Here is a 25,937-nt window from a genome sequence, read left to right as displayed (position 1 = left end):
ACTCAAAAGGGAACCATATGATACGCCACATTGTTTTGACCAAATGCAAACCGGACACAAGCCAACAGCGGATCGAAGAAATTTTTGCAGGACTTGAGCAGCTTGTCGAAAACCTCGACGGCGCGCAGGCATTTACTGGTGCGCCATCTACCAGCCCCGAAAACCTAGAACGCGGCTACACCCACGGGTTTGTCATTGATTTTGACAGCTGGGCGGCGCTGAAAACTTATGCTGAGCACCCGGAACACAAGGCGTTGGGCGCTCTCTTGGTCGCCAACGCGGTCAACGGGATAGATGGAATTCTGGTGATCGATCTGGACGTGTGAACGACAGGCCAAGCGGTATCCGAAACGTACTCACAATAGCTGCTGCCGGTTCGAAAATGTGAGGCGGTTTGAGTGAAGGGAAGTCTGTTCACTTACACAAGTAAATTGACCCCCCGACGCCGACCACCGTTATGACCCCGGCAGAAATCACTACAGGGGATGTCAAAACAGCCAATGCACTCGCCCCGACGGGCCCAGCGTTCCAGCAATGTACCCGCTTGTGCCAGTTATTATGACTGCACCCGAACTGTGTGTGACGGCAGTGACGCCTGCTGCACTCGCAACGGCAGTAGCGCTTGCCGAGGCTGTCGCAGCAGCTCCGCCGAGAGCGGCAAAAGCGAGCACTTCGTCTTTGGCGACGTTCACCCGTTCGCAGAAGGTTTTTGAACTTTTACACACCAGATAGGCGTCTCGTTCGCCATGTGAGATGCCAGTATATGTTGTGCGTTCTTGGTCATAATTCAGGCAAAACACCCCACGTTCCGTATCGGACAGTTCCTGTGTTAAATTGCGTAATGTTACATGAGCAGGGCAGTCTATTTCGCCTTTTCCTCCAAATAATGCATCCCTGAAAGTTTGCTCATCCGGAGAGTTATCGATGTCATAATTCAAACGGGTCGTTTTGCCGTTGATAGATGTGAAACATGTCTCTAGCAGAATATCATACCCAGCCTGAGAGTTCGCATATTCAAGTTTCTTGGACACGGCAGCAAATTTGACTTTTTCGGCAGCCAGTTCGGTGGCTAGCATTGAGTTTTCAGAAGAAAGAGTATTGTTTTCGAAAACTTGTTTCGCGTTCGCCTTACTTAATGCTTCATATTCAGAATTTAGGTTGATGTAGATAAAAGTCAGGGCGGCAAGAAAAAGTATACAGATGCCGCTGATTGTTTTCCAAATAGTCATAGTGATACCTCTTAAAAATTTAGCTACTGGTATTTATGCTGGTTGTCGTTGTCAAAAATATTTCTATGTGAACGGTCGCAAAAAAGGCCCCGCATTTCTGCGAGGCCTTTTCTATTTCTCGACCGTAAAAGCTTACTGCGGGATGTCGCCCGTGATGCCTTCGACGTAGAAACCCATGCCAGCCAATGTGCCGTCATCTGCTGTTTCGCCGTCCGCGAGGAAATCAGAACCGTCCTGCTTTTTCAAAGGACCGGTGAACGCGTGGTAGGAACCGTCGGCCAATGCGGCTTTCAATGCCAGCGCTTCGGCTTTGACGTTTGCTGGTACCGCGTCAGAGATTTCACCGATGCCAACCATGCCTGCGCCGATGCCGTCCCACGTGTCTGTGGACGTCCATGTGCCGTCCATGACAGCCTTGGTGCGGGCGATGTAGTAAGGGGCCCAGTCATCGATGATCGAGGACACGCGGGGCAATGGACCGTATTGGCCCATGTCAGATGCTTGACCAAATGTGATCACGTTGCCTGCGTCTTGGGCTGCAGCTTGTGGTGCCGTTGAATCGGTGTGTTGCAGGATCACGTCCGCGCCTTGTTCGATCAGAACCTTGGCTGCGTCTGCTTCTTTTGCAGGGTCAAACCATGTGTAGGCCCAGATGATTTTGAACTCGACGTCCGGGTTCACTTTTTTGGCGTGGATGTAGGCAGAGTTAATGCCACGGATAACTTCCGGGATCGGGAAGGACCCGATGTAGCCGATGATGTTGGATTTGGTCATGGAACCGGCGATGTGGCCCTGAATTGCGCGACCTTCGTAGAAACGTGCGGAGTATGTCGATACGTTGTCGGCGCGTTTGTAGCCGGTTGCGTGTTCGAATTTCACGTCAGGGAATTTTTTGGCGATGTTGATCGTTGGATCCATGTAGCCAAAAGACGTTGTGAAAATCAGGTCAGCGCCGTTCAGCGCCATCTGTGTCATCACACGCTCTGAATCGGGGCCCTCGGCCACGTTTTCAACAAAGACGGTTTCGACTTTGTCGCCGAATTCAGCCTCAACAGCCAAGCGTCCTTTGTTGTGCTCGTATGTCCAGCCGCCGTCGCCGACGGGGCCAACAAAGACAAATCCGACTTTGGTTTTATCTTCTGCAACAGCAGCTGTTGCCAGGCCGAATGCAAGCGTAACGCCAGCTATCAGTTTGGTGAATTTCATGTGTAGTTCCCCAGTTGGTTTTTGGCCTCTATTGCGAGGCGTGGAATATGCGCCCGAGTGAGCCCGGTGCACGAGATTTATCAGCAGACAAGATCACCAGCACGATGATGGTGACGATATAGGGTGACATTGCCAGATACTCTACTGGAATCGCAACGCCTGCGCCCTGCAAATTCAACTGCAATCGGTCGATTCCGCCGAATAAATAGGCACCCAGCAACACGCGCCATGGTTTCCAACTGGCAAATACGACCAGAGCGAGAGCGATCCAGCCAACACCGGCCGTCATGCCTTCGGTCCATTGTGGCACACGGATCAACGACAAATACGCCCCGCCCAAGCCTGCGCAAGCGCCTCCGAACATGATCGCGAGGGTCCGGATGCGTTTGACTTTGTACCCCAGCGCATGTGCGGCGTCGTGGTTTTCACCAACAGCGCGCAGCACCAATCCGGCACGGGTGTAGTTTAGCACACCCCAAACAACCGCAACCAAAACCAGCCCAAGATACACAATCGGGTCTTGGTTGAATAGGATCGGTCCGATGACAGGGATGTCGGTTAACGGACCAAAGTTCACATCAGGCATTTGCGGTGGTTTGATCCCCACATAGCTTTGCCCCATTAGCGCGGAAATACCCAAACCAAACAAGGTCAGCGCCAGCCCGGATGCGACCTGATTTGCCAATGCAACTTGGGTCAAAAACGCGAACAACAATGACAAGACGGCACCGCCGACTGCGGCCATCAAAAAGCCGGTTGTGGGCGAGCCTGTGTTCACGGCAATGATGAACCCGCATACGGCGCCGGTGATCATCATCCCCTCAACGCCAAGGTTCAGAACGCCAGCACGCTCGACCACCAATTCGCCTGTGGCAGCCAACAAGATGGGGGTCGCAGAGCTGATTAAACCCGCGATCAGGATGACGGGGCTGATGGCTGACAAATCCATTATGCGGCTCCTTTTACGGCGTCACCGGATGTCAGGCGCAGCCGGTAATTGGTCAGCAAATCAATGGCCAACAGGAAAAACAACAGCATGCCCTGAAACACCTGAATGGCGGCTGCGGGCAATTGCAATTGGCTTTGTGCGATGTCGCCACCGATATACGTGAGCGCCATGAGCAACCCCGCCAACAGGATTCCGACCGGATGAAGCCGCCCAAGGAAAGCCACAATGATCGCGGTAAATCCGTAACCTGCGGGGAACTCGATCGAGATTTGGCCAGACGGTCCCGACACTTCGAACATGCCTGCCAACCCGGCCAATGCACCGGACAGGCCAAGGCAAAACAGGATCAATCGGGATGAGTTTATTCCGCCGAAACGCGCAGCGCGTGGTGCCTCGCCGGTGACGCGAATAGCAAACCCCAACCGGTGGCGCGCCAACAAAACATAAGCAAAGATGACCGCAATCAATGCCGTAACAACACCCAAGTGCATTCCAGAATTTGCAATCAATTCACTATTGTGAGCACTGGCGTACTGCTGCAAATTCCGACTGCCCGGAAATCCGAACCCTTCCGGATTTTTCAACAACCCCAATGACATAGAAGCAAGCAAATTGTCGGCCACATAGACCAGCATCAACGACACCAAAATCTCGTTTGTGCCAAATTTCACTTTAAGAACTGCCGGGATCATCGCCCATGCCCATCCACCAAACGCACCGGCCAAAATCATCAGCGGAAAGATGAACACGCTTTCGGTTGGATAAAACGCGAGACCTGCGCCGGCCCCGCAAATCGCTCCCATTATGTATTGCCCTTCGGCACCAATATTCCAAATGCCAGCCTTAAACCCCAAGGCCAAACCGATGGCGATCAACACCAGTGGCGCGCCTTTGATCAACAACTGTGGGCGATAGTAAAATGCGAATTCGCCAAACAGAGGCTCCCAAAAGATGGTGATGATTGACTGCACCGGGTCTTTGCCCAAAATCGCAAACAAAAGTCCACCAAAGACCATCGTCGCCAACACGGCCAGCAATGGGGCGGCCACGGCAAAGGCGCGGCTGGGTTGCAGCCGCTTTTCTAGTCTGATCATGTCATAATTCCATGTTTGTTCTGATCAAAAATACTCGCCCCGCAGGGTATCCGCCGCTCAAACATGGGCGACTTCCATGCCATGCGCGCCGCCCATCATCAGGCCAATCGCCTCGACAGTTAAGCCCGCCGCAGGTTCGGGACGGGTCAAACGGCCTTCGTTTAATGCAGCAAACCGGTCCGAGATTTCCATCAACTCGTCCAGGTCCTGACTGATCACGATCAATGCAGCCCCGCCTTCAGCAAGATCCAGCAACGCCTGACGGATTGCCGCGGCGGCAGAGGCATCGACGCCCCAGGTGGGTTGGTTGACCACCAAAATATTTGGGCGCTGCATGACTTCGCGGCCAATCACAAACTTTTGCAGATTGCCGCCAGACAAAGACCGCGCAGCGTTTGCAGGACCGGGCGTACGGACATCAAAGGCCTCGATTATCCGTTCTGCAAAACTTTTGGCCTTCCCCCAGTTCAAAAAGCCGCGATTCTGTAGGCCTTCTCGGGTGGCACCGGTCAGCATGGCGTTTTCCGTGAGTGACATGTCGGGGGCCGCAGCATGGCCTAAGCGTTCCTCGGGGGCGGTCAGCAAACCAAGGGTGCGCCGCTCGTTCGGACCCAATCCTGCGATGTCCGAACCCAGATAATGAACCATGCCTGCGCGCACGCGTGTTTCGCCGGACAATGCCGCCAACAATTCGTCCTGACCGTTGCCCGCGACACCGCCGATTCCAAGGATTTCGCCCTCTGATAACGTCAACGACACATCTCGCAAAGGCATTCCAAATGCTGACGCAGGTGGCACCGACAACCCTGTTAGCTCCAACACCACATTGCCGGGTGATCCAGCCGTGCGTTGCGGAGTTTTAAGCGCGGTGCCGACCATCATTTCGGCCATTTCCTTGGCCGAGGTTTCGGCCGGCACACAGGTGCCAACAACCTTGCCCAACCTAAGAACCGTCGCGTTGTCACACAGCGTACGGATTTCCTCGAGCTTGTGCGAAATGTACAAGATTGCAGTGCCTTCGCTGCGCAACTTATTCAGCGTTTCGAACAGGATCGCTACTTCTTGCGGCGTTAAAACCGACGTTGGTTCGTCCATGATCAGCAATTTAGGGTCTTGCAACAAGCAGCGAATAATCTCGACCCGTTGACGTTCGCCAGCGGATAAATCGCCAACGATTCGGTCAGGGGCCAACGGCAATCCGTAGGCGTCTGACACTTCGGTGATGCGTGCGGCGAGTTGCCCCATTTTAGGCGCGTTTTCCATTCCCAACGCGATGTTTTCCGCAACGCTCAGCGCGTCAAACAGTGAGAAATGTTGAAACACCATGCCCACACCGCTGGCCCGTGCGGTGCGCGGGTCTGGCGGCGCAAAAGCAGTGTCGTTAAAGGTCATCGCGCCAGAATCCGGCTTGACCAGGCCATAGATCATTTTGACCAAAGTGGATTTCCCAGCACCGTTTTCGCCAAGCAACGCATGGATTTCGCCGCGCCCGATCTCAAGGCTGACATCGTCATTTGCGACCACGCCGGGGTAGGCTTTGGTCAGTCCATTTAGGGACAATAAAGATGAACTCATGACGTGGCCTCCAGCGTCCAATTTTGGGAACGCGCCTGATTGGATTGTGCGTATCTGATTAGCTGATCAGCAACGCCAATCGCAATCATTTGCGGGTGTTTTCCTAAAACCGGATCACCGATGGGGCAATTGAGACGCGATATTTGCACGTCTGTATGCCCGAGCGCGGCCAATCGCTTGCGAAAACGGGCCCATTTTGTCGCGGATCCGATCAGCCCACAGCTTTGAAAGCCATGGCTCAAAACCCCGTGGCAAAGAGCCAGATCAATCGCATGTGAATAGGTCAAAATCAGGTGGTGGGCAGACACCGGCGCTAAAGGAATCGCGGTCTCAGGCGCATGTACCGGCAAAATTCTTACGTTGGCGGAGCAGTCGTCCGGAAATCTGTTTGGTGCCGTATCAACCCACGTGATTTCAAAATCCGGTAGCGGCGACAGAACCGAAACCAAGGCCCGTCCAACATGCCCGGCGCCCCAAATCCAAAGCGTGTGCTTTGGCCGCAAAACAGGTTCAACAAACCAATCTGCAATGCGCTGGGCCGTTGGCAGTTGGCCTCCGTTCCGCGCATCGCTCAGCAATTTTGTGACTGCAAGCGGCATGTCACCTTGGCCACGTGCGATGACAGTCGGGGCAAGCGCCTGCGCCGTTACGAGATCGTACTGCTCCGTGAAAACCTGAACGGCCCCACCACAGCATTGTCCCATGTCAGGGCCCAAAGCGTGATTGCTAAAGCCGGATGTTCCGCGACGCGCACGCTGGGCCAGTTCAAATTCCAATGCGCCGCCCCCGATTGTGCCCGATTGCCCGTCTTGCCAGACCAGCATCGCCGCACCAATTTCACGCGGGGCTGACCCTTTTACGCCAGCAACAACCACACGCGACACGGTGCCATGTGCCTGACACGCAGCGATCAATGCATCCCGATCAAACATCGCGGGCCCGACCAATCGCACTTAGAATTTCTTCCGCTGTAGCAGGGGCTTGCAGATCTGCGTACGCAGGACCGCAGGCTGAAACTGCATCGCTAAGTGCGAAAAACGCCGACATGCCCAGCATGAATGGCGGTTCTCCGACGGCTTTGGATTTGTAGATTGTGTCGGCGCGGTTTTCACCTTCCCATAACGCAACATTGAAAACGTCAGGGCGATCACTGCAGGCTGGAATTTTATAGGTGGACGGTGCGTGCGTGTGTAGCCGCCCTTTGTCGTCCCAAACCAGCTCTTCGGTGGTGAGCCACCCGGCACCCTGAACGTATCCGCCTTCGATCTGACCAACATCCAACGCGGGGTTCAACGACAACCCCGCATCATGCAAAATATCAGCGCGCAAAATGCGATTTTCACCTGTCAAAGTATCCACCGCGACCTCAGTGACGGCAACGCCGTAAGCAAAGTAAAAGAACGGCCGGCCTTTGCCTGCAATTCTGTCCCATTCGATGTCAGGCGTTTTGTAAAAGCCTGTCGCAGAAAGGCTCACGCGGGCTTGGTACGCGGCCATTGCAGCCTCGGCAAAACTGTAGATGTGGTCATTGATACGCACCTGGCCATGGGCAAACGTAACGTCTGAAATGCTGCATTCATGCAAGGCTGCAAAGTGCTCTGCCATACGCTCTCGTATTGTATCGCATGCCGCTTTGACGGCCATCCCGTTCAGGTCACTGCCCGAGGACGCCGCAGTGGCGGATGTGTTTGGCACTTTGGCAGTATCCGTCGCGGTGATTTTGATCATGTCCACCGGCACGCCAAACCTTGCCGCCGCAACTTGGGCAACCTTTTGAAACAAACCTTGCCCCATTTCCGTTCCACCATGGTTCAGATGGATAGACCCATCTTGATAAACATGGACCAAAGCACCGGCTTGGTTCAGATGGGTCAAGGTAAACGAGATGCCGAATTTGACTGGTGTCAGGGCAATCCCACGTTTGATCAGCGGATTTGCGACATTCCACGCTGAAATCTCGGCCCGACGAACATCATAGTCACAGGAGGCGCAGACTTCAGCGCTCAACTCTTCAATTAAGGCGTCTTCAACGATTTGACCGTACGGCGTGTCCTGCTTGTTCTGATCAGAAATACTCCCGCCGGAGGCATAATAATTCTGTCGTCGCACAGCTAGCGGATCAACACCCAAGGCATGGGCAACGTGATCGACAATCCGCTCCATCCCCATCATGCCTTGCGGGCCGCCAAATCCACGAAATGCAGTCGCGCTCTGAGTGTTGGTTTTCAAACGATGGCTTTCGATCCGCACATTCGGCAGGAAATAGGCATTGTCCGCGTGCAACATCGCACGATCCGCGACGGGTAACGACAAATCCTGCGCCCATCCGCAGCGCGTGTAATGCACAACGTTTAACGCCGTTATCGTGCCGCCTGCGTCAAAACCGCAGGTGTAGTCGATCCGAAAATCATGGCGCTTGCCAGTGATGATCATGTCGTCGTCGCGGTCGTATCGCATCTTGCAGGGATGCCCGGTGCGCATCGCGGAAATAGCACAGGCAACGGCCAGCGCGTTGCCTTGGCTTTCTTTGCCGCCAAAACCGCCACCCATTCTGCGGATTTCGACGCGCACAGCGTTCATCGGTTTGCCAATGGCGTGGGCGACCTTGTGCTGAATTTCTGTCGGATGCTGGGTCGAGGAGTGCACCAACATGTCGCCATCTTCACCCGGCAGCGCGAGGGCAGCTTGGCCTTCGAGATAAAAGTGTTCTTGTCCACCCAGATGGATGGTCCCGCTTACAGTTTGCGGACTGGATTTGAGGGCCGCCAGCACATCGCCGCGCCCGTAAACGCGCGGGGCGTCCTCGAAACGCGCATTTGCAGCCAGTGCATCTTCGATTGTGAAAATGGGTGCGCCTTCGGAAATATCGTATTTTGCAAGGCGCGCTGCGGCCCGCGCTGCCCCGTGTGACGTGGCGATAATTAGGCAAATAGGTTGTCCAACATACGCTACCGTATCCGTTGCCAGCAAGGGTTCATCATGCGCCGAAGGCGACACATCGTTTTCGTGCGGCAGGTCGGCTGCGACCAGAACATCGACAACGCCCGGGGTCGAGCGCACGGCATCCAAATCAATTTCGTTAAGGGTCCCGCAGGCGATGGGGCTTGTGCCAAACGCCAAATGCAATGTGCCCGAAGGTGTTGGAATATCATCAACATAGCGGGCTTGTCCTGACACGTGCAAAGCTGCGGCATCGTGGGGTAGGGGCTTGGCGACGCTCATGATGTCACCGCATGCACAGAGGTCAAATGCCCCTGCTTTTCGTGCCAGACGCGCAGCAACATGTTCTGGGCTGTTTGCATTCGGTAGTCCGCACTTGCGCGCATGTCGGACAAGGGTGTGAAATCTTGCCTCAATGCTACCATACCTTGACGTATGGTAGCTTCGCTCCAGTCGTGCCCAACGAGCGCGGCTTCAGTAGATGTGGCCCGTTTCGGCGTGCCAGCCATGCCGCCGAATGCCAGGCGCGCCGCTTTAACCCTATCGTGTTCGACCTCGATCCAAAGACATCCACAGACGGCGGAAATGTCCTGATCAAAGCGTTTGGACAGTTTGTAGCAGTGCAAATGATCGGCAGCTTTCGGGATGCTGACGCCTGTTAGTAATTCTCCGGATTTCCGATCCTGCTTGCCGTATTCGACAAAGAAATCCGCCAGCGGGACGTCGCGTTTCGTGGTTCCGTGCTGCAGATGCAACGTCGCGTCCAGAGCGATCAATGCTGGCGATCCGTCCCCGATAGGGGATCCGTTGGCGATATTGCCGCCGATGGTGGCCGCGTTGCGCACTTGGGTCGATCCGTAACGACGGATCAGCGTGGCAAAACTGGGGTGATACGGCGCGATGGCGACCTCAAGATCGGTCAGCGTTGTCATCGCCCCGATGTGAATGTGCGTGTCGTTGATCGAGATGCCCGACAGCTCTGGGATGGGATTGAGGAACGCGGTTTTCCCCAGATCGCGGAACTGTTTGGTGACCCAAAGACCAACGTCAGTTGCGCCCGCAATCAGCGTTGTGTCGGGGTTGTCTGCGTACCAATTGGCAAAATCATTCAGGCTTGTCGGATGGTCCACAGCCCCGGATTTCCCCGCGCTCAAATGCGGCACGTCGCGCATGTGATCGGGAATGGCGGCCGTTTCGGCGGCTTTGGCGGCGCGCACAATCGGGGCGTATCCGGTGCAGCGGCACAGATTTCCAGCCAGCTGCGTGTCGTGATCTGTCGCACCGTTCAGATGTGCCGTTGCCATCGAAACAATAAAACCGGGCGTGCAAAACCCGCATTGCGACCCATGATGCTTGATCATCTCGCTTTGCACAGGATGTGGCGTGCCGTCGGGTGCGGCGATGCCTTCGACTGTGCGGATCGCCTTGCCGTTCAGCTGGCCCAAAAACAAAATACAAGCATTCAGCGCTTTGGCCCCGCTGTCATCCGTGATCATCACGGAACAGGCACCGCAATCGCCCTCGTTGCAGCCTTCTTTGGTGCCGGTCAATCCAGCATCGATCCGCAGCCAATCAAGGAGAGTGGTTGTGGCGCTAACGTCCACCAGGTCCACGGCCTTTCCGTTAAGCCGAAAAGAGACGTTCATGTGAGAGCAACCCGCCACGATACCAAAGCCCGAAGTCGTGCGCGGCGTCGATGTGGCGTAGACGGGCGCGGGCCAAATGTGGGCCGACTTTGCAGGGCGAAAAGCTTTTTGGCAAGTCTCTTGGTTTTGGATGCAATGGTGTGTGGCGGGCGCTGTGCGTTTGGCCTAAAGTTTGCTCATGTCTGCTGATCCCCGATTCATTCACCTGCGCACCCACTCCGAATACTCTCTTTTAGAGGGGGCGCTGCGGTTAAAAAAACTGCCAGCCTTGTGTGCCGATGCGCGCATGCCTGCGATGGCGTTGACCGACACCAACAACATGTTTGCGGCGTTGGAGTATTCCATCGCGATGTCTGGCGCGGGCATTCAGCCCATCATCGGTTGTCAGGTCGATGTGACGTTCATGGAAACGCGCCCCGGTGAAAAGCCGCGCCTGCCAGCTGCTGTGGTTTTGCTCGCACAGAACGAAACCGGCTACGAAAACCTGATGAAGCTGAATTCGTGCCTTTACGTGGGCAACAATGACCAGTTGCCGCAGGTCACGGTTGATGAATTGGCGAAATATGGCGCGGGTTTAATTTGCCTGACCGGTGGCCCGAACGGCCCCGTTGGGCAGTTGTTGCAAGCGGGTCAAACCCCCGCCGCCCAAGCGTTGATGGACCGGTTGGCTGGTATCTACGGCGACCGCCTGTACGTTGAATTGCAGCGTCACCCCGGTGATGGCGGTCTGCCCGACGCAGAGCGTTCAACTGAACGTCCGTTTGTCGAAATGGCCTATGCGATGGACCTGCCGTTGGTCGCGACAAACGATGTCTATTTTCCCGAATCCAAAATGTACGAGGCCCACGACGCGCTGATTTGCATTGCTGACGGGGCCTATGTTGACCAGCAGGATGGGCGTCGTCGCCTAACCCCGCAGCACTACTTTAAATCCCAGGCCGAAATGGTTACGCTGTTCGCGGATCTGCCAGAAGCGATTGAAAATACAGTTGAAATCGCCAAGCGTTGCGCGTTTCAGGCCTATCGTCGCGACCCGATCCTGCCCAAGTTTGCGGATGACGAAGTCGCCGAATTACGCCGCCAAGCCGAAGAAGGCCTGCGCTATCGTTTGTCCATCATCCCGCACGCGGTCGAGGTGTCCGAATACGAAGCGCGTCTGGATTTTGAGCTGAAGATCATCGAAGGCATGGGCTTTCCCGGCTACTTCCTGATCGTTGCGGATTTCATCAAATGGGCCAAGGACGAGAACATTCCAGTGGGTCCGGGTCGTGGTTCCGGTGCGGGATCGCTGGTGGCTTATGCGCTGCTGATCACCGACCTTGATCCGCTGCGGTATCAGTTGCTGTTTGAACGGTTCCTGAACCCGGAACGTGTGTCGATGCCCGATTTTGACATCGATTTTTGCATGGACCGCCGCGAAGAAGTTATTCGCTACGTCCAGGACAAATACGGGCGCGACAAAGTCGGTCAAATCATCACGTTCGGCGGGCTTTTGTCCAAGGCGGCGGTGCGCGACATCGGGCGTGTTTTGCAAATGCCGTACGGGCAGGTGGACCGTCTGTCCAAACTGATCCCTGTTGAGGGCGTCAAACCGGTTTCTATCGAAAAGGCGCTGGCGGATGAACCGCGCCTGCGCGAAGAAGCCAAGAACGAAGAGGTCGTCGCCCGACTACTGGAGTACGGCCAACAGGTCGAAGGCTTGCTGAGAAACGCATCGACCCACGCGGCGGGTGTCGTGATCGGTGATCGCCCGCTGGACGAATTGGTACCGCTGTACCAAGATCCGCGGTCCGACATGCCGGCCACCCAGTTCAACATGAAATGGGTTGAACAAGCAGGCCTTGTAAAATTCGACTTTTTAGGCCTGAAAACCCTGACTGTGATCCAAAACGCAGTTGAGCAGATCAAGGCGTCAGGACGGCATTTGCACATCCGCGCGGACGACGTCGAACTGTTCACACCACCCGAAGGTTTGATTGACGACATCGCGACCATCCCGCTGGACGACGAGGCGTCTTACAAGCTGTACGCCAGCGCCAAAACCGTCGCCGTTTTCCAAGTGGAATCCAGCGGTATGATGGACGCGCTAAAACGGATGAAACCGAACTGCATCGAAGATATTGTGGCCCTTGTGGCGCTGTATCGTCCCGGCCCGATGGAGAATATTCCGACCTACTGCGAGGTCAAAAACGGGCAAAAAGAACTGGAATCGATCCATCCGTCCATCGACCACATTTTAGCCGAAACCCAAGGGATTATTGTTTACCAAGAACAGGTTATGCAAATCGCTCAGGTCATGGGGGGATACTCGCTTGGCGGGGCTGACCTGTTGCGCCGTGCGATGGGTAAAAAGATCGCCGAAGAGATGGCCAAAGAGCGCCCGAAATTCGAAAAAGGCGCGATGGAAAATGGTGTCGACAAGAGCAAAGCCAAAGAGGTTTTTGACCTTCTCGAGAAATTTGCCAACTACGGTTTCAACAAATCACACGCCGCCGCCTACGCCGTTGTCAGCTATCAAACCGCATGGCTAAAGGCGAACCACCCGGTCGAATTTATGGCCGGCGTGATGAACTGCGACATCCACCTGACAGACAAGTTGGCGGTGTACTTTGAGGAGGTCCGCAAGCAGCTGGGCCTGCCGTGGGTGCCGCCCTGTGTAAACCGTTCGGACGCGACGTTCAAAGTTGTCGATGGTGCTTTGGTCTACGCCCTCGGCGCTCTGAAAAACGTCGGCGTCGAGGCGATGAAACTGATCGTTGACGGGCGTGACGGCAAGCCGTTCGCAACCCTGTTCGACCTTGCCCGCCGCGTTGATCTCAAGCGCGTCGGCAAGCGCCCGTTGGAAATGCTGGCCCGTTCTGGCGCGTTTGACGACCTTGATCGCAACCGCCGTCGCGTGTTTGACGCATTGGACGGTCTGGTCGGATATTCCGCCGCAATCCACGAACAAAAAGCGTCCAACCAAGTGTCTTTGTTTGGTGAAGCAGGCGACGATTTGCCCGAGCCACGTATCTTGCCGATGGACGATTGGGAACCCGCCGAACGCCTCAGCGAAGAATTCAAAGCCGTCGGATTTTACCTGTCCGGTCATCCGCTCGATGACTACATGGGCGCGCTGAAACGCAAGGATGTCAAAACGCTGGATCAGGTCCGCGCCCGTGCCGAAGGCGGCGCGCATATCGCCAAGTTGGCGGGCGTCGTTGCGGGCGTTCAAATCCGCAAATCTGCGCGCGGCAACCGTTTTGCATTTGCCCAACTGAGCGACACAACCGGGGCCTACGAGATCACGATTTTCTCGGACACGTTGGAAAAATCGCAGGATCATTTGGTCACCGGCAACAAGGTCATCGTAACGGTCGAGGCGACCTTGGAAAGCGATCAGTTGAAATTATTGGGCCGCTCGATTGTGCCAATCGACACTGTTGTCGCGGACGTTGGCGGCATGGGTCTTAAGATTTTTGTCGAGGATGCTGGCGCGATTGCGGCTGTTGCTTCGGTGCTTGAGGGGGCTGCGACGGCTGCCAAAGCGGCCGGGCGTGGACCAGTGCAATTGTGCTTGATGGACGCGGGGTTACCGGGCGAAGTCGAGATCGATTTGGGTCAGGATTTTCCAGTGAATCCGCAGATCAAGGGCGCGATCAAGTCGTTGATGGGTGTTTTGGAAGTCGAAGATCTCTGAATTTTCCCCGTCACGTTAACCAAGCCATTAGTGGACAGGTGTCGCCTGCCTACGTTAAGGATCGCTTAACCTTTCACAGCGAGGCAGTCCTGCGTGCGATATTTTGTGGCTCTCATTTTGCTTGCAAGCCTCAGTGCGTGCGGCGACCCGTTGGCGAACATCGAAAAGATTGGTGACGTCGAGCTGGCACCAGAAGAGCCGATCGCGCAGGCCTTGCCAGATGCGTTAGAAACGCAATCAGAGGGCGGGTTCCTTTCGCGGTTGATCGCGCCCAAGACAGTTGAACCTGTCGCAGCACCTGTATCTGAAATTACGCAAGATGTGGTTGTGTCCGAAGCGACGACAAGCGTGACGTTGGATGCGCCTGTTGATCCGATAACCGCTGCGCTGACCGAAGCGCAGGCTTTGGAAACGCTCGAACCCGCGCCAACCGGCGTGCGAGGATGGTTGCGCCGTTCGGCCGATCGAGCCAAGGCGCAAGACACGGCTCAAGCAGCCGTTCCAGTGGCACCGGAAATACCTGCTCCTGTCGAAGCGCTTGCCCCAGTCGACGCCGCGGTAGAAATTCCGCAAGTCAGTGAACCAGCCCCCGACGCCGCGCCTGCCATCGTCGTAGAGGCCGAAAAACGCAGAGGTCTACTTGGGATTTTCAAGCCTGAAACTGTGGACGAGGCGCACGTGAAAACGGCATCTTTGTCGCCGGAACCCGCCGCGCCGCAAACCGATGCTTTGGCCCAACCGGTGCCTGAATTAAGTGTCGAACCTAAAAAACGTCGCGGCCTTTTTGGCGGCACAACAGCAAGTGCGCCGCGCAACGGGCCTGACGCCCGCGATGTGGAATACGGAGAAGTCTTGCCATACGGCGAGGTCGCCCGGGTGTGCTCTGCCCGTGGCCGCCCGTTGGGCCGCAAAATCGACAAAGCACCAGCGCGCGGACGTGGCTATGCGTTGTATGACAGCGCCCCAAACAGCGAAGCACCGCGCACATTTTACGTCACCGGATTTGGCGATGGCTGCCCCCGTCAGTTCACCGCAGCCCTTGCTTTGTTGGGCGCGCCAACGTTGCACGAACAATTACGCTATGGCCTGCCCAGCGATGAATACCCGTATTCAACAATCGACAAAGCCTATGAAAAGGTGAAATCATCAGTGTGCCGCGTCAGCAAACGCAAGCCTTGTGGCGCAAAGATTGGCGAGTTGGAAAAAAATACGGTTTTCATCAGCACCTACGAACGCTTTGGCAACAACGCGCGTTGGGCAGATATCTTGATCCACGATGGGGCCGTTTTGGCAGCAGCGATCAAAAAACCCTAACCCTGATCGTCACCTAATAGTGCGGTGGACGTTCGTCGCCAATAACAGCGCCGCCAGCGCCTGAGGCCTCGCGTTCACCTTCGCGCTGCATCAACATGTGCACGCGGCGTGTCAGGTTATCGATTTCTTCTGCTTGGCGCGCAACGATGTCGGACAGGTCTTCGACTGTGCGGGTCAGGTGGGCGATGTCTTCTTCTAGTTTTTCCATGATCGCCTCCTAGGCCATTTTTGCAGGCACACGCAATGCCTTCTAACGATGCGCAATGCTGTTCTAAGTTGCCCCTGTGGGGTGCATCCGTTAGAGCGTGGGCCAAGGATACGATCAAGGACCCTGTCATGGCAAAGCCCAAGAAAACCCCGCGCCCAAAGGCCCAAGCGCCCAAAGGCTTTCGCGACTATTTCGGCACCGAGGTGACGCAGCGCGCCGAGATGCTGAATGCAATCGGCGCGGTTTATCATCGCTACGGGTTTGACGCGCTCGAAAGCAGTGCTGTGGAAACAGTCGAGGCGCTGGGTAAATTCCTGCCCGACGTGGATCGCCCGAACGAAGGCGTATTTGCGTGGCAAGAGGATTCCGAGGGTGACAAACCCGGCGATTGGCTGGCCCTGCGCTATGACATGACGGCCCCGTTGGCGCGCGTCTACGCCGAGCACCGCAACGATCTGCCAAATCCCTATCGCCGCTACACGATGGGCCCGGTTTGGCGCAACGAAAAGCCTGGGCCAGGTCGTTTTCGTCAATTTTATCAATGCGATGCGGACACCGTCGGCACGGCCTCGATGGCCGCAGATGCCGAAATTTGCGCGATGCTGTCTGATACTTTGGAAGAGGTCGGCATCCCGCGCGGTGACTACGTTGTGCGTGTGAACAACCGCAAAGTTCTGAATGGCGTGATGGAAGTTGCTGGCCTGTCCGGTGATGACAAAGCGGCCGAGCGCGGCATCGTTTTGCGCGCCATCGACAAGCTGGACCGCCTTGGGCTGGACGGCGTGCGCGCCTTGCTGGGCAAGGGGCGCAAGGACGACAGTGGTGATTACACGGACGGCGCGGGTTTGGATGATGCGCAGGCCGACATCGTTATGGGCTTTATGCAAGCCAAGCGCGACACTGGTGGTGAAACTGTCGCGCGTTTGTATGAATTGGTCGAAGGATCCGCGACAGGTAAAACCGGTGTCCAAGAGCTTGAAACCATCGCCAGCCTGCTGGACGCGGGCGGGTACGGTGCTGACCGGATCGAAATCGACCCTTCTGTCGTGCGCGGCCTCGGCTACTACACTGGTCCGGTGTACGAGGCCGAATTGACCTTCGAAATCCTCGACGAAAAGGGGCGCAAGCGCAACTTTGGTTCTGTCGCAGGGGGGGGGCGTTACGACGATCTGGTCAAGCGGTTCACAGGTCAAGAAGTACCAGCAACAGGTGTCTCAATCGGCGTCGATCGCTTGCTCGCAGCGCTTCAGGCCAAAGGCCGGATGGAAGCCACAAACCCCGGCCCCGTCGTCGTCACCGTTATGGACCGCGACCGCATGGCGGACTACCAAGCGATGGTCGCAGAATTGCGCCAAGCCGGCATTCGCGCCGAAGTTTACCTTGGCAATCCCAAGAATTTTGGCAACCAGTTGAAATACGCCGACAAACGCGCATCCCCCATCGCCATCATCGAAGGTGGCGAGGAAAAGGACCGTGGTGTTGTCCAGATCAAAGACTTGATCCTCGGGGCCAAAATTGCCGAAACTGCGACCCTTGAGGAATGGAAAGAACTGCCCAGCCAGTTCGAAGTGCCACGCGATCAATTGGTCGCCAAGGTCAAAGAGATTTTAGCAAATGGCTGATGCTCGATTGCGCGCGATTGCCCTGCGCGACAGCTTTGTGACGGCAGGTGCGCAGATTGTTGAACCGCCGATTTTGCAGCCCGCGGAAACACTGTTGGATCTCTACGGCGAGGACATTCGTGGCCGCGCCTACATCACCAGTGACGCGCTGCGGGGCGAACAAATGTTGCGCCCTGATTTCACGGTGCCAGTGGTGCAAATGCACATGGCGCACGGGGCTGATCCTGCGCGTTACACCTATGCGGGCGAAGTTTTTCGCCGCCAGGAACATGACCCGGACCGCGCCAGCGAATACATGCAAGTCGGCTACGAAGTGTTTGACCGCACTGACCCTGCTGCCGCGGACGCAGAGGTGTTTGCGCTTGTGTCTGGATCGCTTGCACATCTCAACGTGCGTGCCGCCACCGGTGACATCGGCATTTTGATGGCCGCCGTCGCAGGGCTAGAAACCAGCGATGCGCGCAAGGCTGCTTTGCTGCGCCACGTCTGGCGCCCGCGTCGGTTCCGCGCCTTGCTGGATCGCTTTTCCGGACGCGCGCCGGTGCCTGAAACACGGGCGGCACTGTTGGCAAAATCCGTTGCGATCACGGCCCCGATGATCGGCAAACGCAGCCTGTCCGAAATCAACGCGCGCGTCACAGCGTTGCGCGACGACGCGGCCGTGGCACCCATCAGCGCCCGCGAAATCGACGCGATCGAGGCGCTGTTGGCGGTCAACGACGCTGTGCCAAATGCCTTGAAAAAATTGCGTGCACTGGCGCGTGATTTGCCCGCGATCGGCTCTGCGGTGGACCGCCTTGAGGCACGCAGTTCTGCAATGGCTGCACGTGGGGTCGAGGTTGATACCCTCGGCTTTGAGGCAGGCTATGGGCGCACATCGATGGAATATTACGACGGCTTTGTCTTTGGATTTTACGCAGTCCAACACCCTGATTTACCGGCAGTTTCTAGCGGTGGCAGATACGATGCATTGACGCGTCGCTTGGGCGATGGCGCGGAAATTCCGGCTGTTGGGGCAGTTTTGCGCCCCGGTATCATCGTAGAATTGGAGGGCGCGCAATGACGATCAAGCTAGGTGTGCCGTCCAAAGGCCGGCTGATGGACGACACATTCGCGTGGTTTGCGGCGCGGGGCATAACACTGTCTCGGGCAGGGTCAGAGCGGGAATATGCGGGTCAGGTTGACGGGATCGAAGGCGTTTCCCTGGTGCTGCTGTCTGCCGGTGAAATTCCGCGCGAGTTGGCCGCCGGACGCATTCATCTGGGCGTGACCGGAACTGATTTGGTTCACGAAAAACTGCCTTTGTGGAAAGCCCAAGTAACGCCTGTGGCCGAGCTGGGATTTGGCCATGCAGATCTGATCATGGCGGTGCCTGCTGCGTGGGTCGACGTGGATACGCTGGATGATCTGGACGCGGCTGCGGCAGCATTTCGCGCACATCACGGCATGCGTTTGCGCATTGCCACTAAATATCACCGCTTGGTCCGTGAATTTTTACAGGACGCGGGCGTGGCCGATTATGCACTGGTCGACAGCCAAGGCGCGACCGAAGGCACCGTGGCAAATGAGACTGCCGAGGCGATTGCGGACATCACGAGCTCTGGCGCGACGCTAGAGGCAAACCACCTCAAGATTTTGGCGGATGGGTTGATGTTGGCGTCACAGGCGACACTGTGGTCATCGCATACCGCGCGCGTCGAAGGCGCAGATCAGGCTGTGATGGACGAACTGTTGCAGCGCCTCGGCTGAGCAAATCTAAAGCACACCGATTTCTGCGAGCGCCTTGTTCAGCTCTATCGGAAGCGGGTCTTCGTTTTCGCGCCCCTTCGGCAAATCTGGTGGGGCGTCTGCGGGCTGTAAATATCGCCAACCCTGGAACGGGCGCTTGAGGCTACCCGCAACGCGTACCAGCTTTGGATCAGACACAATAGCACAGCGGCGGATGCCGTCTGATCCTATCACCTCGTCCAAACGCAACACGGTTTGGCGGCACTGGATGACGCCCTTGATCACCCAATAAATGGAGCCACCGGCGATGATTTCAGCTTCGCGTTTTGGCCACATGCGCGTGACGTGTCGCGGTAAACCGTCTGGCGCTTGCGCACGTTTTGTCGCCTGCCACAGGGCAAGATCCTCGACCGTTTCGGTGCCGACGGACAGTTTGATTAGGTTCACAATTTTATCCACAAGTTTCCCACCGGTTTATGCACAGAATCTGTGACGGTCACGCGACATAATGTAGGTGTTTTGACAGAAAGGGCAAAGTCTTGTAGTTTACCTCCCTGTTTTTTGAGCTACCTTCGCAGTCTGCCACCTCTCACTAGGAATCACTCTGATGTCACGCTTTGCTGCCCCCATCGCCGAACAAATCTGGGATATGAAATATCGTTTCAAGGAGGCCGACGGCACTCCGAAGGATGTCACTGTCGAGGATTCCTGGCGCAGGATCGCACGCGATCTGGCAAGCGTTGAAAAAGACGCAAAAGGCTGGGAAGGCAAGTTTTACGAAGCGCTGGAAGATTTCAAATTCCTACCCGCTGGCCGCATTACGGCGGGTGCCGGCACCGCGCGCAAAGTCACGATGTTTAACTGCTTTGTCATGGGCACGATCCCTGACAGCATGGGCGGTATTTTTGACATGCTCAAAGAGGCCGCACTGACCATGCAGCAAGGTGGCGGCATCGGTTACGATTTTTCAACCATCCGACCAAAGGGCGCGGATGTGATGGGCGTTGCAGCGGATGCCTCGGGCCCGCTGTCGTTCATGGATGTGTGGGATAGCATGTGTCGCACGATCATGTCGGCAGGATCGCGACGCGGTGCTATGATGGCGACGATGCGCTGCGACCACCCTGACATCGACGATTTCATCACGGCGAAATCTGACGCAGCACGTTTGCGCATGTTCAACGTTTCCGTCCTGATCACCGATGATTTTATGGAAGCAGTTAAAGCGGATGGCCCGTGGGATTTGAAATTCGACGGCAAGGTTTACCGTACGGTTCAAGCGCTGGAACTGTGGAACAAGATCATGCAGTCGACTTATGATTACGCGGAACCCGGTGTGATTTTCATCGATCGGATCAACACCGCGAACAACTTGAACTACTGCGAAACGATTGCAGCGACGAACCCGTGCGGGGAACAACCTTTGCCACCCTACGGCGCGTGTTTGCTGGGCTCGATCAACATGGCCCGTCTGGTCAGCGATCCGTTTGGAGCGGATGCCAAGCTGGATCAAGACGCGCTGAGCGAGTTGGTCGCGACGGCTGTTCGTATGATGGACAACGTAGTCGATGCATCGAAATTCCCGCTGGAGGCACAAGCGCAAGAAGCACAGGCCAAGCGCCGGATTGGCCTAGGCGTCACGGGGCTGGCGGATGCGCTTTTGATGGTTGGTCAGCGCTATGGTTCCGACGAGGCGGCGCGTCAGACCGAGGATTGGTTGCACGCTATCGCGCGCGCCGCGTATCTGGCGTCCGTGGATTTGGCGAAGGAAAAAGGCGCGTTTCCTCTGTTCGATGCCAAAGGCTATTTAGCGTCTGGCACGATGCAAATGATGGATGACGACGTGCGTGACCAGATCGCAGAGCACGGCATTCGCAACGCGTTGCTGACCTCGATCGCACCCACTGGCACGATCAGCTTGTATGCGGGCAACGTCAGTTCTGGCATCGAACCTGTCTTCGCCTACGCCTATACGCGCAAAGTTTTGCAAAAAGACGGCTCGCGCACCGAAGAAGAAGTCGTCGACTATGCCGTGCAAATGTGGCGCGACAAATTTGGCGATGCAGAGCTGCCGGACTATTTTGTGAATGCCCAAACCTTGGCCCCTGCCGACCACGTCAAGATGCAGGCCGCAGCGCAAAAATGGGTCGACAGTTCGATTTCGAAAACGATTAACTGCCCGGCTGACATCAGCTTTGACGAGTTCAAAAGCGTCTACATGCAGGCGTGGGATACAGGCTGCAAAGGCTGCACAACATATCGTCCGAATGACGTGACCGGATCGGTTCTGACCGTTTCTGAAACCTCCGAAGCGGCCCCGCAAATCGATACCGGTGCTGACGTGATTTACATGGCCGAGCCGTTGGACCGCCCAAATGAACTGGAAGGCAACACCTACAAAGTCAAATGGCCCGACAGCGAGCACGCGATTTACATTACGATCAACGATATCGTCCTGAACGGGCATCGTCGCCCATTCGAGGTGTTCATCAATTCCAAAAACATGGAACATTTTGCGTGGACCGTAGCACTGACGCGGATGATTTCGGCCGTGTTCCGGCGCGGCGGCGACGTGTCGTTTGTTGTGGAAGAACTGAAAGCGGTGTTCGATCCGCGCGGCGGTGCGTGGATGGGCGGCAAATATATCCCGTCGATTTTGGCAGCGATTGGCGGCGTGATTGAACAACACTTGGTGGCGACGGGCTTTATTGAGGGCGAAGGCATGGGGCTAAAAACGGACCCGCAAGCCCAGATGAACCCAGGCAGCGCACCACGGGGCAAGGCCTGTTCTAGCTGCGGTTCCTACGAATTGCGGATGGTTGAGGGGTGCATGACCTGCGCCAGCTGTGGCTTTAGCAAATGCGGCTGACGCCGTAGACAAAACAGCCAGATGAAACGACACCCCATTTTCTGCCAAACGGGGTGAAAAGTCTGCCACTTTACCATGCTATTTTTGCCAGTCGAAGTTAAGGCATTGTTATATATGTTTTTTTCGTTTCTGGTAATCTGAGCGTTTTGAAGGGCCACTGCAGATAAACATCTGCAGTGGCCCTTCACATACGTTGACACAGCCCCTTCATTTGTTCACTTTCTGTTCCAAGGTTCCGGGACCTTTCATATCAATCTCTCTGCCAGACCACAGGTCAGGCAGCCGGTGCAAGGGCAAGCCCTGCGCCGGGATCTGAAAGGAATCCGCTATGCTGAAATCGACTATCCCCTTCGCGAACATCCGCTTCTTCGATGACGTCCCCACAGTGAGTAGGCTGGAAATGCGGTTCACCAAATTTCTAAGGCAGTTACGCGACAGGCGAGAAACTGAGCGACTGATCGAGGCCAAAGCTGAAGGCGGATCTGACGAAACTCTTGACCTGTTTCCAAGCGGCCTTTCATCTGAAGACAAGATGAGGATCGCAAATCGTGCCGTAAACTGTGTCGACCGTTTGGACGCCGCAACCGGAATGCAGCATCTTAAGACCGACGATCGCAAAGCACTGCGCAGACTGAAGGACGGTGTCACGGTTTCGAGGGTTCCGACCGAGCATGACGCGGATGTCTTGGCGGCGACCCTCCACGAGGAGATGCCATGGATGGGACCGGCCACCGAGCATATCTGGCACGCCCTCCGGAAATCTGTTCGCGAAGACCTTCCCGGTTTCCAGTTTGCCCCTCTGCTTTTACTCGGCCCGCCTGGCATCGGGAAGTCGCACTGGGCGCGCAGGCTGGGTAAGTTGCTTGAAGTGCCGACCACGGTCGTGGAGGCCACGGGAGAGCCTGCATCTTTTGCCCTTATCGGATCACAACGGGGCTGGGGAAATGCCGGGCCTGGTAAGATCATGGAGACGATCCTCAGAGAGAAATGCGCCAGCCCGGTCATGGTCGTTGATGAGGTCGAAAAGGCAGGGGAAGTTAACTCGGAGAAAGGACTGCGGTTCAGTTTGACCGACGCCCTCTTGCCACTTTTGGAAAGGATGACGGCCTCGACGTGGCAGTGCCCCTACTTCCGCGTTCAGTTTGATCTCTCGTGGGTGGGATGGATCCTGACCGCCAACAGTCTACACGGCCTTCCCGAACCCCTTCTGAGCCGTTGCCCACCGCTGGAACTCCCTCAGGTATCAAAGCAGCACCTTATCGGTTTTGCGCAACGTTTGGGTAAGGTGTACGACCTTCCTGATGAAGCGATCGCTACTATCGAAGAGATCATCCGGTCGTGTCGTGGGGATATCGGGGGGCCGAGCCTGAGAACTGTTAAGCGGATGATCGAACGGGCAGAAATCGCTTACGTTCGCCCGTTGCTGCATTGATCAGTGTTTCTCGTCCGTTGCGATGTAGGTTCGACGTGACTGCTGTAACTTGAGTGGTAAGCGGTCGTTCGCTGCATTTGCGCGGGCTCTGGCCAATCTCAAGGAAGCTGCCGTTCATATGTCGGTCGAACTCAAAAATGCTGCATTCGATCTAATGGCGGCAGAGAGCCCACTTTTCCAAATGCTGAACGTCTCCCAGAGGTCTGCTTTATTAATTTCCTCATGATCTCCGCTCAAGACAGCATCACTGTTGCTGGACAGCACCGAACAGATTGTGCTCTCGGCGCACGCAATGATTTGCAGCAAAAATGAGGTTTTGTCGGCTACCGGCAAGGAAGGTGCGGGCAACCATTGGATCTAAAGGGGGGCGGGTTTCAACTCTGAACATCAGTTCGTCAATTTCGGTTAAGAATTGCTTGATGACCTCTGGAGGTATCTCGACAACGATATTTGTTGCCGTGGGATCGTCGCGAACAATCCATGGTGATTCATTTGTCCAACTAAAGTCGGGAGTTGCAACAAGAACGGTTGTGACGGCGCTGCGGACTGCGTCTTCGGGGCCGTTAATCTCCATGGAAAGAAAGAGGCGACCGGGAAGCTCTTCATAGCAAAAAAGGTTCAGTTGCATTTCACGTTCGTTGTCTGACCATGGCCTCAGAAAGGCGCGGTAGCCATCATCCATAAAATCGAGCCGCCAAGCGGACTGAGCCGGCGGAAGCGAGCCAGTTATCATTTTGATGACCCTTGGCTCGCTTTTTTCGAAGCCGCTTTCTTGCTCCCCAGGATAACGGCTCATACCCCACCCATCGACATCTTCGCGAGAGAACCAGATAATGTCCTGTGGGGGTACGAAAGTGACAAATGCAGCGATAGAGCCGTGCGAAACGCCATGAAGAAACGCATGCATCGCAAGTTCCTCATTGCACTCGTCATCCTTGACGCCACCTCTAGAACAGGAGTGTTGGCCTATTGCCCCGAAGGTTTCCACAGTCCGGTAAGTTCCTGCGATGAAGATGATTGATCCGCAAGCTGATGCGCATTTTGCGTAGTTTGGGACGACCGTATGGACTGGGTTCTCATCGAGAATTTTTGAAATCCTTAGAGCTTCGTCGACACTTCCCCCAGGACTGTCAAGAAGAAGGACCTTCGCGCCATGAGCCCAGGTGTCTGCGAGCTTCAACTTGCTCAAAAGCTCGTCGCTGAGGCCGCTTTCAATGGGGCCAGAAAGGCGTAGAACGTCGTGGCCCCGCCAGCGTTCAACAGAAATAGATTCCGCCCATACAGACCCAGCAGCGGCGCATGCGAGAAGGAAATAGGCAACAAGCCAAGTTAAGGGTTTCATCGCAGTTCAATTCCTTCATTGCTTGTTGTTACACAGGTCGCAGGTATCACATCGTCTCTCTTGCACCATCTCTAAAAAAATGTCCGGATCCAGCAGTTTGATTTATATATCTTATCAAGCTGCCACATCTGCCCCAAACCCAATATGTGCGTGATCTCGAAGCAGACATTTAGGATCCGCCGGTGACGGTCAGCAATGTCCCGCATTGTGTGACTTCACCCACCATCTGGTTTTGCGGTTGCGGCGAAAGTCCGCAATGAGTGGCCGCACTGCAGCATGATCGAGGCGGGGCGAACGGCAGGAATGGGCCGTTCAATACGACGCAGGGGAGCGCCAGAATTCGACAGCACTATTGAACTCGGTCCCATAAAAGGCGGAGGCTTCGGACCCCAAAGAGTCCCCGTGAAACCGGCCCACCCTTTTAGCGCATTCGAAAAACCCTGGCGCGGGAAGTCCACCTCTTGCCTTGCTGATAACCAACGCTGCTATCAATGGCCGAGAGGCGGCAGCATCCTCTTCTATCAGGCATTCGAGGGCCGCTGTCAGCTGGTGAATGGTATTTGGGGGCGAAAGTTCAAGGGCCTTTGCGAGTGCTTGGTAGGTAACTGGCTGCGCTTTCGCTGCAATCTCACAAAGAAGCGCCCTTACACGTTGGGGTAACATTTCTGATCCTTTTGATGGTTTCATGGAGAGCTCCAGCGGGATGAGCTTCAGAAAAATCTGTCACTGCCTCGGGGGCTTTGGCCTTGAGCTGAGCATCAGTTGGGGTTCGCATCACGCTACCAGTGATCCATGTGTGTACGCGTCTGACTTGGATGAGATTATTGAGCGGCATCGTCCACATGAATGGCTTTATGGCCATGCTCATGTTCCAAGGCTTTTCAATCACGGCAAAACAATTGTCCGAAGCGTGTCGCTTGGGTATCCCGAGCAAGTTCCGGAGGACGGAATGGTTAAGGATCGCATTTTCAGCACAGCTATTTTGAAGGTGCTGGCTTGATGTAAAAAAATAACGAAATGCAGCACCATTTTTTCCCGTGACGGAACTGCCCGGTGGGTTGCCCCAAGGCGAGGAGATGTTCGTCATTGGCGGCGTACATGGTC

20 protein-coding genes are annotated in these 25,937 nt (G+C 55.8%); 8 read left to right on the top strand and 12 right to left on the bottom strand.

Annotated elements, in window-relative coordinates; genetic code table 11:
* The first annotated feature begins 17 nt into the window (after positions 1-17).
* Positions 18-326, top strand: a complete 309-nt coding sequence (locus tag ACFIO0_RS14010; RefSeq protein WP_390911016.1) for a Dabb family protein — start codon at positions 18-20, stop codon at positions 324-326.
* A gap of 162 nt (positions 327-488) precedes the next feature.
* On the opposite strand, the gene ACFIO0_RS14005 is transcribed toward ACFIO0_RS14010, so the two are convergent.
* The 8 genes from ACFIO0_RS14005 to xdhA form a co-directional block, all read right to left on the bottom strand.
* Complete coding sequence (locus ACFIO0_RS14005; RefSeq protein ID WP_390911015.1) at positions 489-1,229, bottom strand: hypothetical protein; 741 nt, start codon at positions 1,227-1,229, stop codon at positions 489-491.
* 132 nt (positions 1,230-1,361) lie between these two features.
* A complete protein-coding gene (locus ACFIO0_RS14000) occupies positions 1,362-2,435 on the bottom strand; it encodes a BMP family ABC transporter substrate-binding protein (RefSeq protein ID WP_390911014.1) in 1,074 nt (357 codons plus the stop codon).
* Positions 2,436-2,463: 28 nt separating this feature from the next.
* Positions 2,464-3,384, bottom strand: a complete 921-nt coding sequence (locus tag ACFIO0_RS13995; RefSeq protein WP_390911013.1) for an ABC transporter permease — start codon at positions 3,382-3,384, stop codon at positions 2,464-2,466.
* Positions 3,384-4,478, bottom strand: a complete 1,095-nt coding sequence (locus ACFIO0_RS13990) for an ABC transporter permease (RefSeq protein ID WP_390911012.1) — start codon at positions 4,476-4,478, stop codon at positions 3,384-3,386. The genes ACFIO0_RS13995 and ACFIO0_RS13990 overlap by 1 nt, the downstream gene beginning before the upstream one ends.
* A 57-nt stretch (positions 4,479-4,535) precedes the next feature.
* On the bottom strand, positions 4,536-6,053 hold the full coding sequence (locus ACFIO0_RS13985) for an ATP-binding cassette domain-containing protein (RefSeq protein ID WP_390911011.1): 1,518 nt from the start codon (positions 6,051-6,053) through the stop codon (positions 4,536-4,538).
* A complete protein-coding gene (gene xdhC / locus ACFIO0_RS13980; RefSeq protein ID WP_390911010.1) occupies positions 6,050-6,985 on the bottom strand; it encodes a xanthine dehydrogenase accessory protein XdhC in 936 nt (311 codons plus the stop codon). The genes ACFIO0_RS13985 and xdhC overlap by 4 nt, the downstream gene beginning before the upstream one ends.
* On the bottom strand, positions 6,978-9,275 hold the full coding sequence (xdhB, locus tag ACFIO0_RS13975; RefSeq protein WP_390911009.1) for a xanthine dehydrogenase molybdopterin binding subunit: 2,298 nt from the start codon (positions 9,273-9,275) through the stop codon (positions 6,978-6,980). The genes xdhC and xdhB overlap by 8 nt, the downstream gene beginning before the upstream one ends.
* Positions 9,272-10,639 carry a xanthine dehydrogenase small subunit gene (gene xdhA, locus ACFIO0_RS13970; protein WP_390911008.1) on the bottom strand — a complete coding sequence of 456 codons (1,368 nt, stop codon included), beginning with the start codon at positions 10,637-10,639 and terminating at the stop codon, positions 9,272-9,274. The genes xdhB and xdhA overlap by 4 nt, the downstream gene beginning before the upstream one ends.
* A 178-nt stretch (positions 10,640-10,817) precedes the next feature.
* Here xdhA and dnaE point away from each other — a divergent pair, with 178 nt between their 5' ends.
* Together dnaE and ACFIO0_RS13960 are read left to right on the top strand one after the other, a co-directional pair.
* Positions 10,818-14,318 carry a DNA polymerase III subunit alpha gene (dnaE, locus tag ACFIO0_RS13965; RefSeq protein ID WP_390911007.1) on the top strand — a complete coding sequence of 1,167 codons (3,501 nt, stop codon included), beginning with the start codon at positions 10,818-10,820 and terminating at the stop codon, positions 14,316-14,318.
* 105 nt (positions 14,319-14,423) lie between these two features.
* Positions 14,424-15,632, top strand: a complete 1,209-nt coding sequence (locus tag ACFIO0_RS13960) for a hypothetical protein (protein WP_390911006.1) — start codon at positions 14,424-14,426, stop codon at positions 15,630-15,632.
* Between the two features lie 13 nt (positions 15,633-15,645).
* Here ACFIO0_RS13960 and ACFIO0_RS13955 read toward each other — a convergent pair whose 3' ends face one another.
* Positions 15,646-15,840, bottom strand: coding sequence for a SlyX family protein (locus ACFIO0_RS13955; RefSeq protein ID WP_390911005.1), 195 nt, complete (start codon positions 15,838-15,840; stop codon positions 15,646-15,648).
* A gap of 128 nt (positions 15,841-15,968) precedes the next feature.
* Here ACFIO0_RS13955 and hisS point away from each other — a divergent pair, with 128 nt between their 5' ends.
* From hisS to hisG, 3 genes are read left to right on the top strand one after another with little or no spacing between them, the layout of a single operon-like run.
* Positions 15,969-17,462: a histidine--tRNA ligase gene (gene hisS / locus ACFIO0_RS13950; protein WP_390911004.1), complete on the top strand. Its 1,494-nt coding sequence runs from the start codon at positions 15,969-15,971 to the stop codon at positions 17,460-17,462.
* Positions 17,455-18,525: an ATP phosphoribosyltransferase regulatory subunit gene (locus tag ACFIO0_RS13945; protein ID WP_390911003.1), complete on the top strand. Its 1,071-nt coding sequence runs from the start codon at positions 17,455-17,457 to the stop codon at positions 18,523-18,525. The genes hisS and ACFIO0_RS13945 overlap by 8 nt, the downstream gene beginning before the upstream one ends.
* On the top strand, positions 18,522-19,211 hold the full coding sequence (gene hisG, locus ACFIO0_RS13940; RefSeq protein ID WP_390911002.1) for an ATP phosphoribosyltransferase: 690 nt from the start codon (positions 18,522-18,524) through the stop codon (positions 19,209-19,211). Before ACFIO0_RS13945 ends, hisG begins: the two co-directional genes overlap by 4 nt.
* Positions 19,212-19,217: 6 nt before the next feature.
* Here hisG and ACFIO0_RS13935 read toward each other — a convergent pair whose 3' ends face one another.
* Positions 19,218-19,649 (bottom strand): DUF1489 family protein, encoded by a 432-nt coding sequence (locus tag ACFIO0_RS13935; protein ID WP_390911001.1) that lies wholly within the window; start codon positions 19,647-19,649, stop codon positions 19,218-19,220.
* A 148-nt stretch (positions 19,650-19,797) separates the two neighbouring features.
* Between ACFIO0_RS13935 and ACFIO0_RS13930 the strand changes: the two genes are divergently transcribed.
* Together ACFIO0_RS13930 and ACFIO0_RS13925 are read left to right on the top strand one after the other, a co-directional pair.
* Complete coding sequence (locus tag ACFIO0_RS13930) at positions 19,798-22,059, top strand: adenosylcobalamin-dependent ribonucleoside-diphosphate reductase (protein ID WP_390911000.1); 2,262 nt, start codon at positions 19,798-19,800, stop codon at positions 22,057-22,059.
* 328 nt (positions 22,060-22,387) lie between these two features.
* The gene (locus ACFIO0_RS13925; RefSeq protein WP_390910999.1) at positions 22,388-23,491 is read left to right on the top strand and encodes an AAA family ATPase; all 1,104 of its coding nucleotides are present in this window, start codon (positions 22,388-22,390) and stop codon (positions 23,489-23,491) included.
* A gap of 244 nt (positions 23,492-23,735) precedes the next feature.
* On the opposite strand, the gene ACFIO0_RS13920 is transcribed toward ACFIO0_RS13925, so the two are convergent.
* On the bottom strand, positions 23,736-24,833 hold the full coding sequence (locus tag ACFIO0_RS13920; RefSeq protein ID WP_390910998.1) for a hypothetical protein: 1,098 nt from the start codon (positions 24,831-24,833) through the stop codon (positions 23,736-23,738).
* A 628-nt stretch (positions 24,834-25,461) separates the two neighbouring features.
* On the bottom strand, positions 25,462-25,920 hold the full coding sequence (locus tag ACFIO0_RS13915; RefSeq protein WP_390910997.1) for a hypothetical protein: 459 nt from the start codon (positions 25,918-25,920) through the stop codon (positions 25,462-25,464).
* Positions 25,921-25,937 lie beyond the last annotated feature (17 nt).

Origin of the sequence: Pseudosulfitobacter sp. SM2401, from assembly GCF_042932805.1 — a bacterium.
Taxonomy (GTDB): domain Bacteria; phylum Pseudomonadota; class Alphaproteobacteria; order Rhodobacterales; family Rhodobacteraceae; genus Ascidiaceihabitans.
Note: the sequence above shows the minus strand (reverse complement) of the source record. Positions and strands in the feature narration are given on the sequence as shown.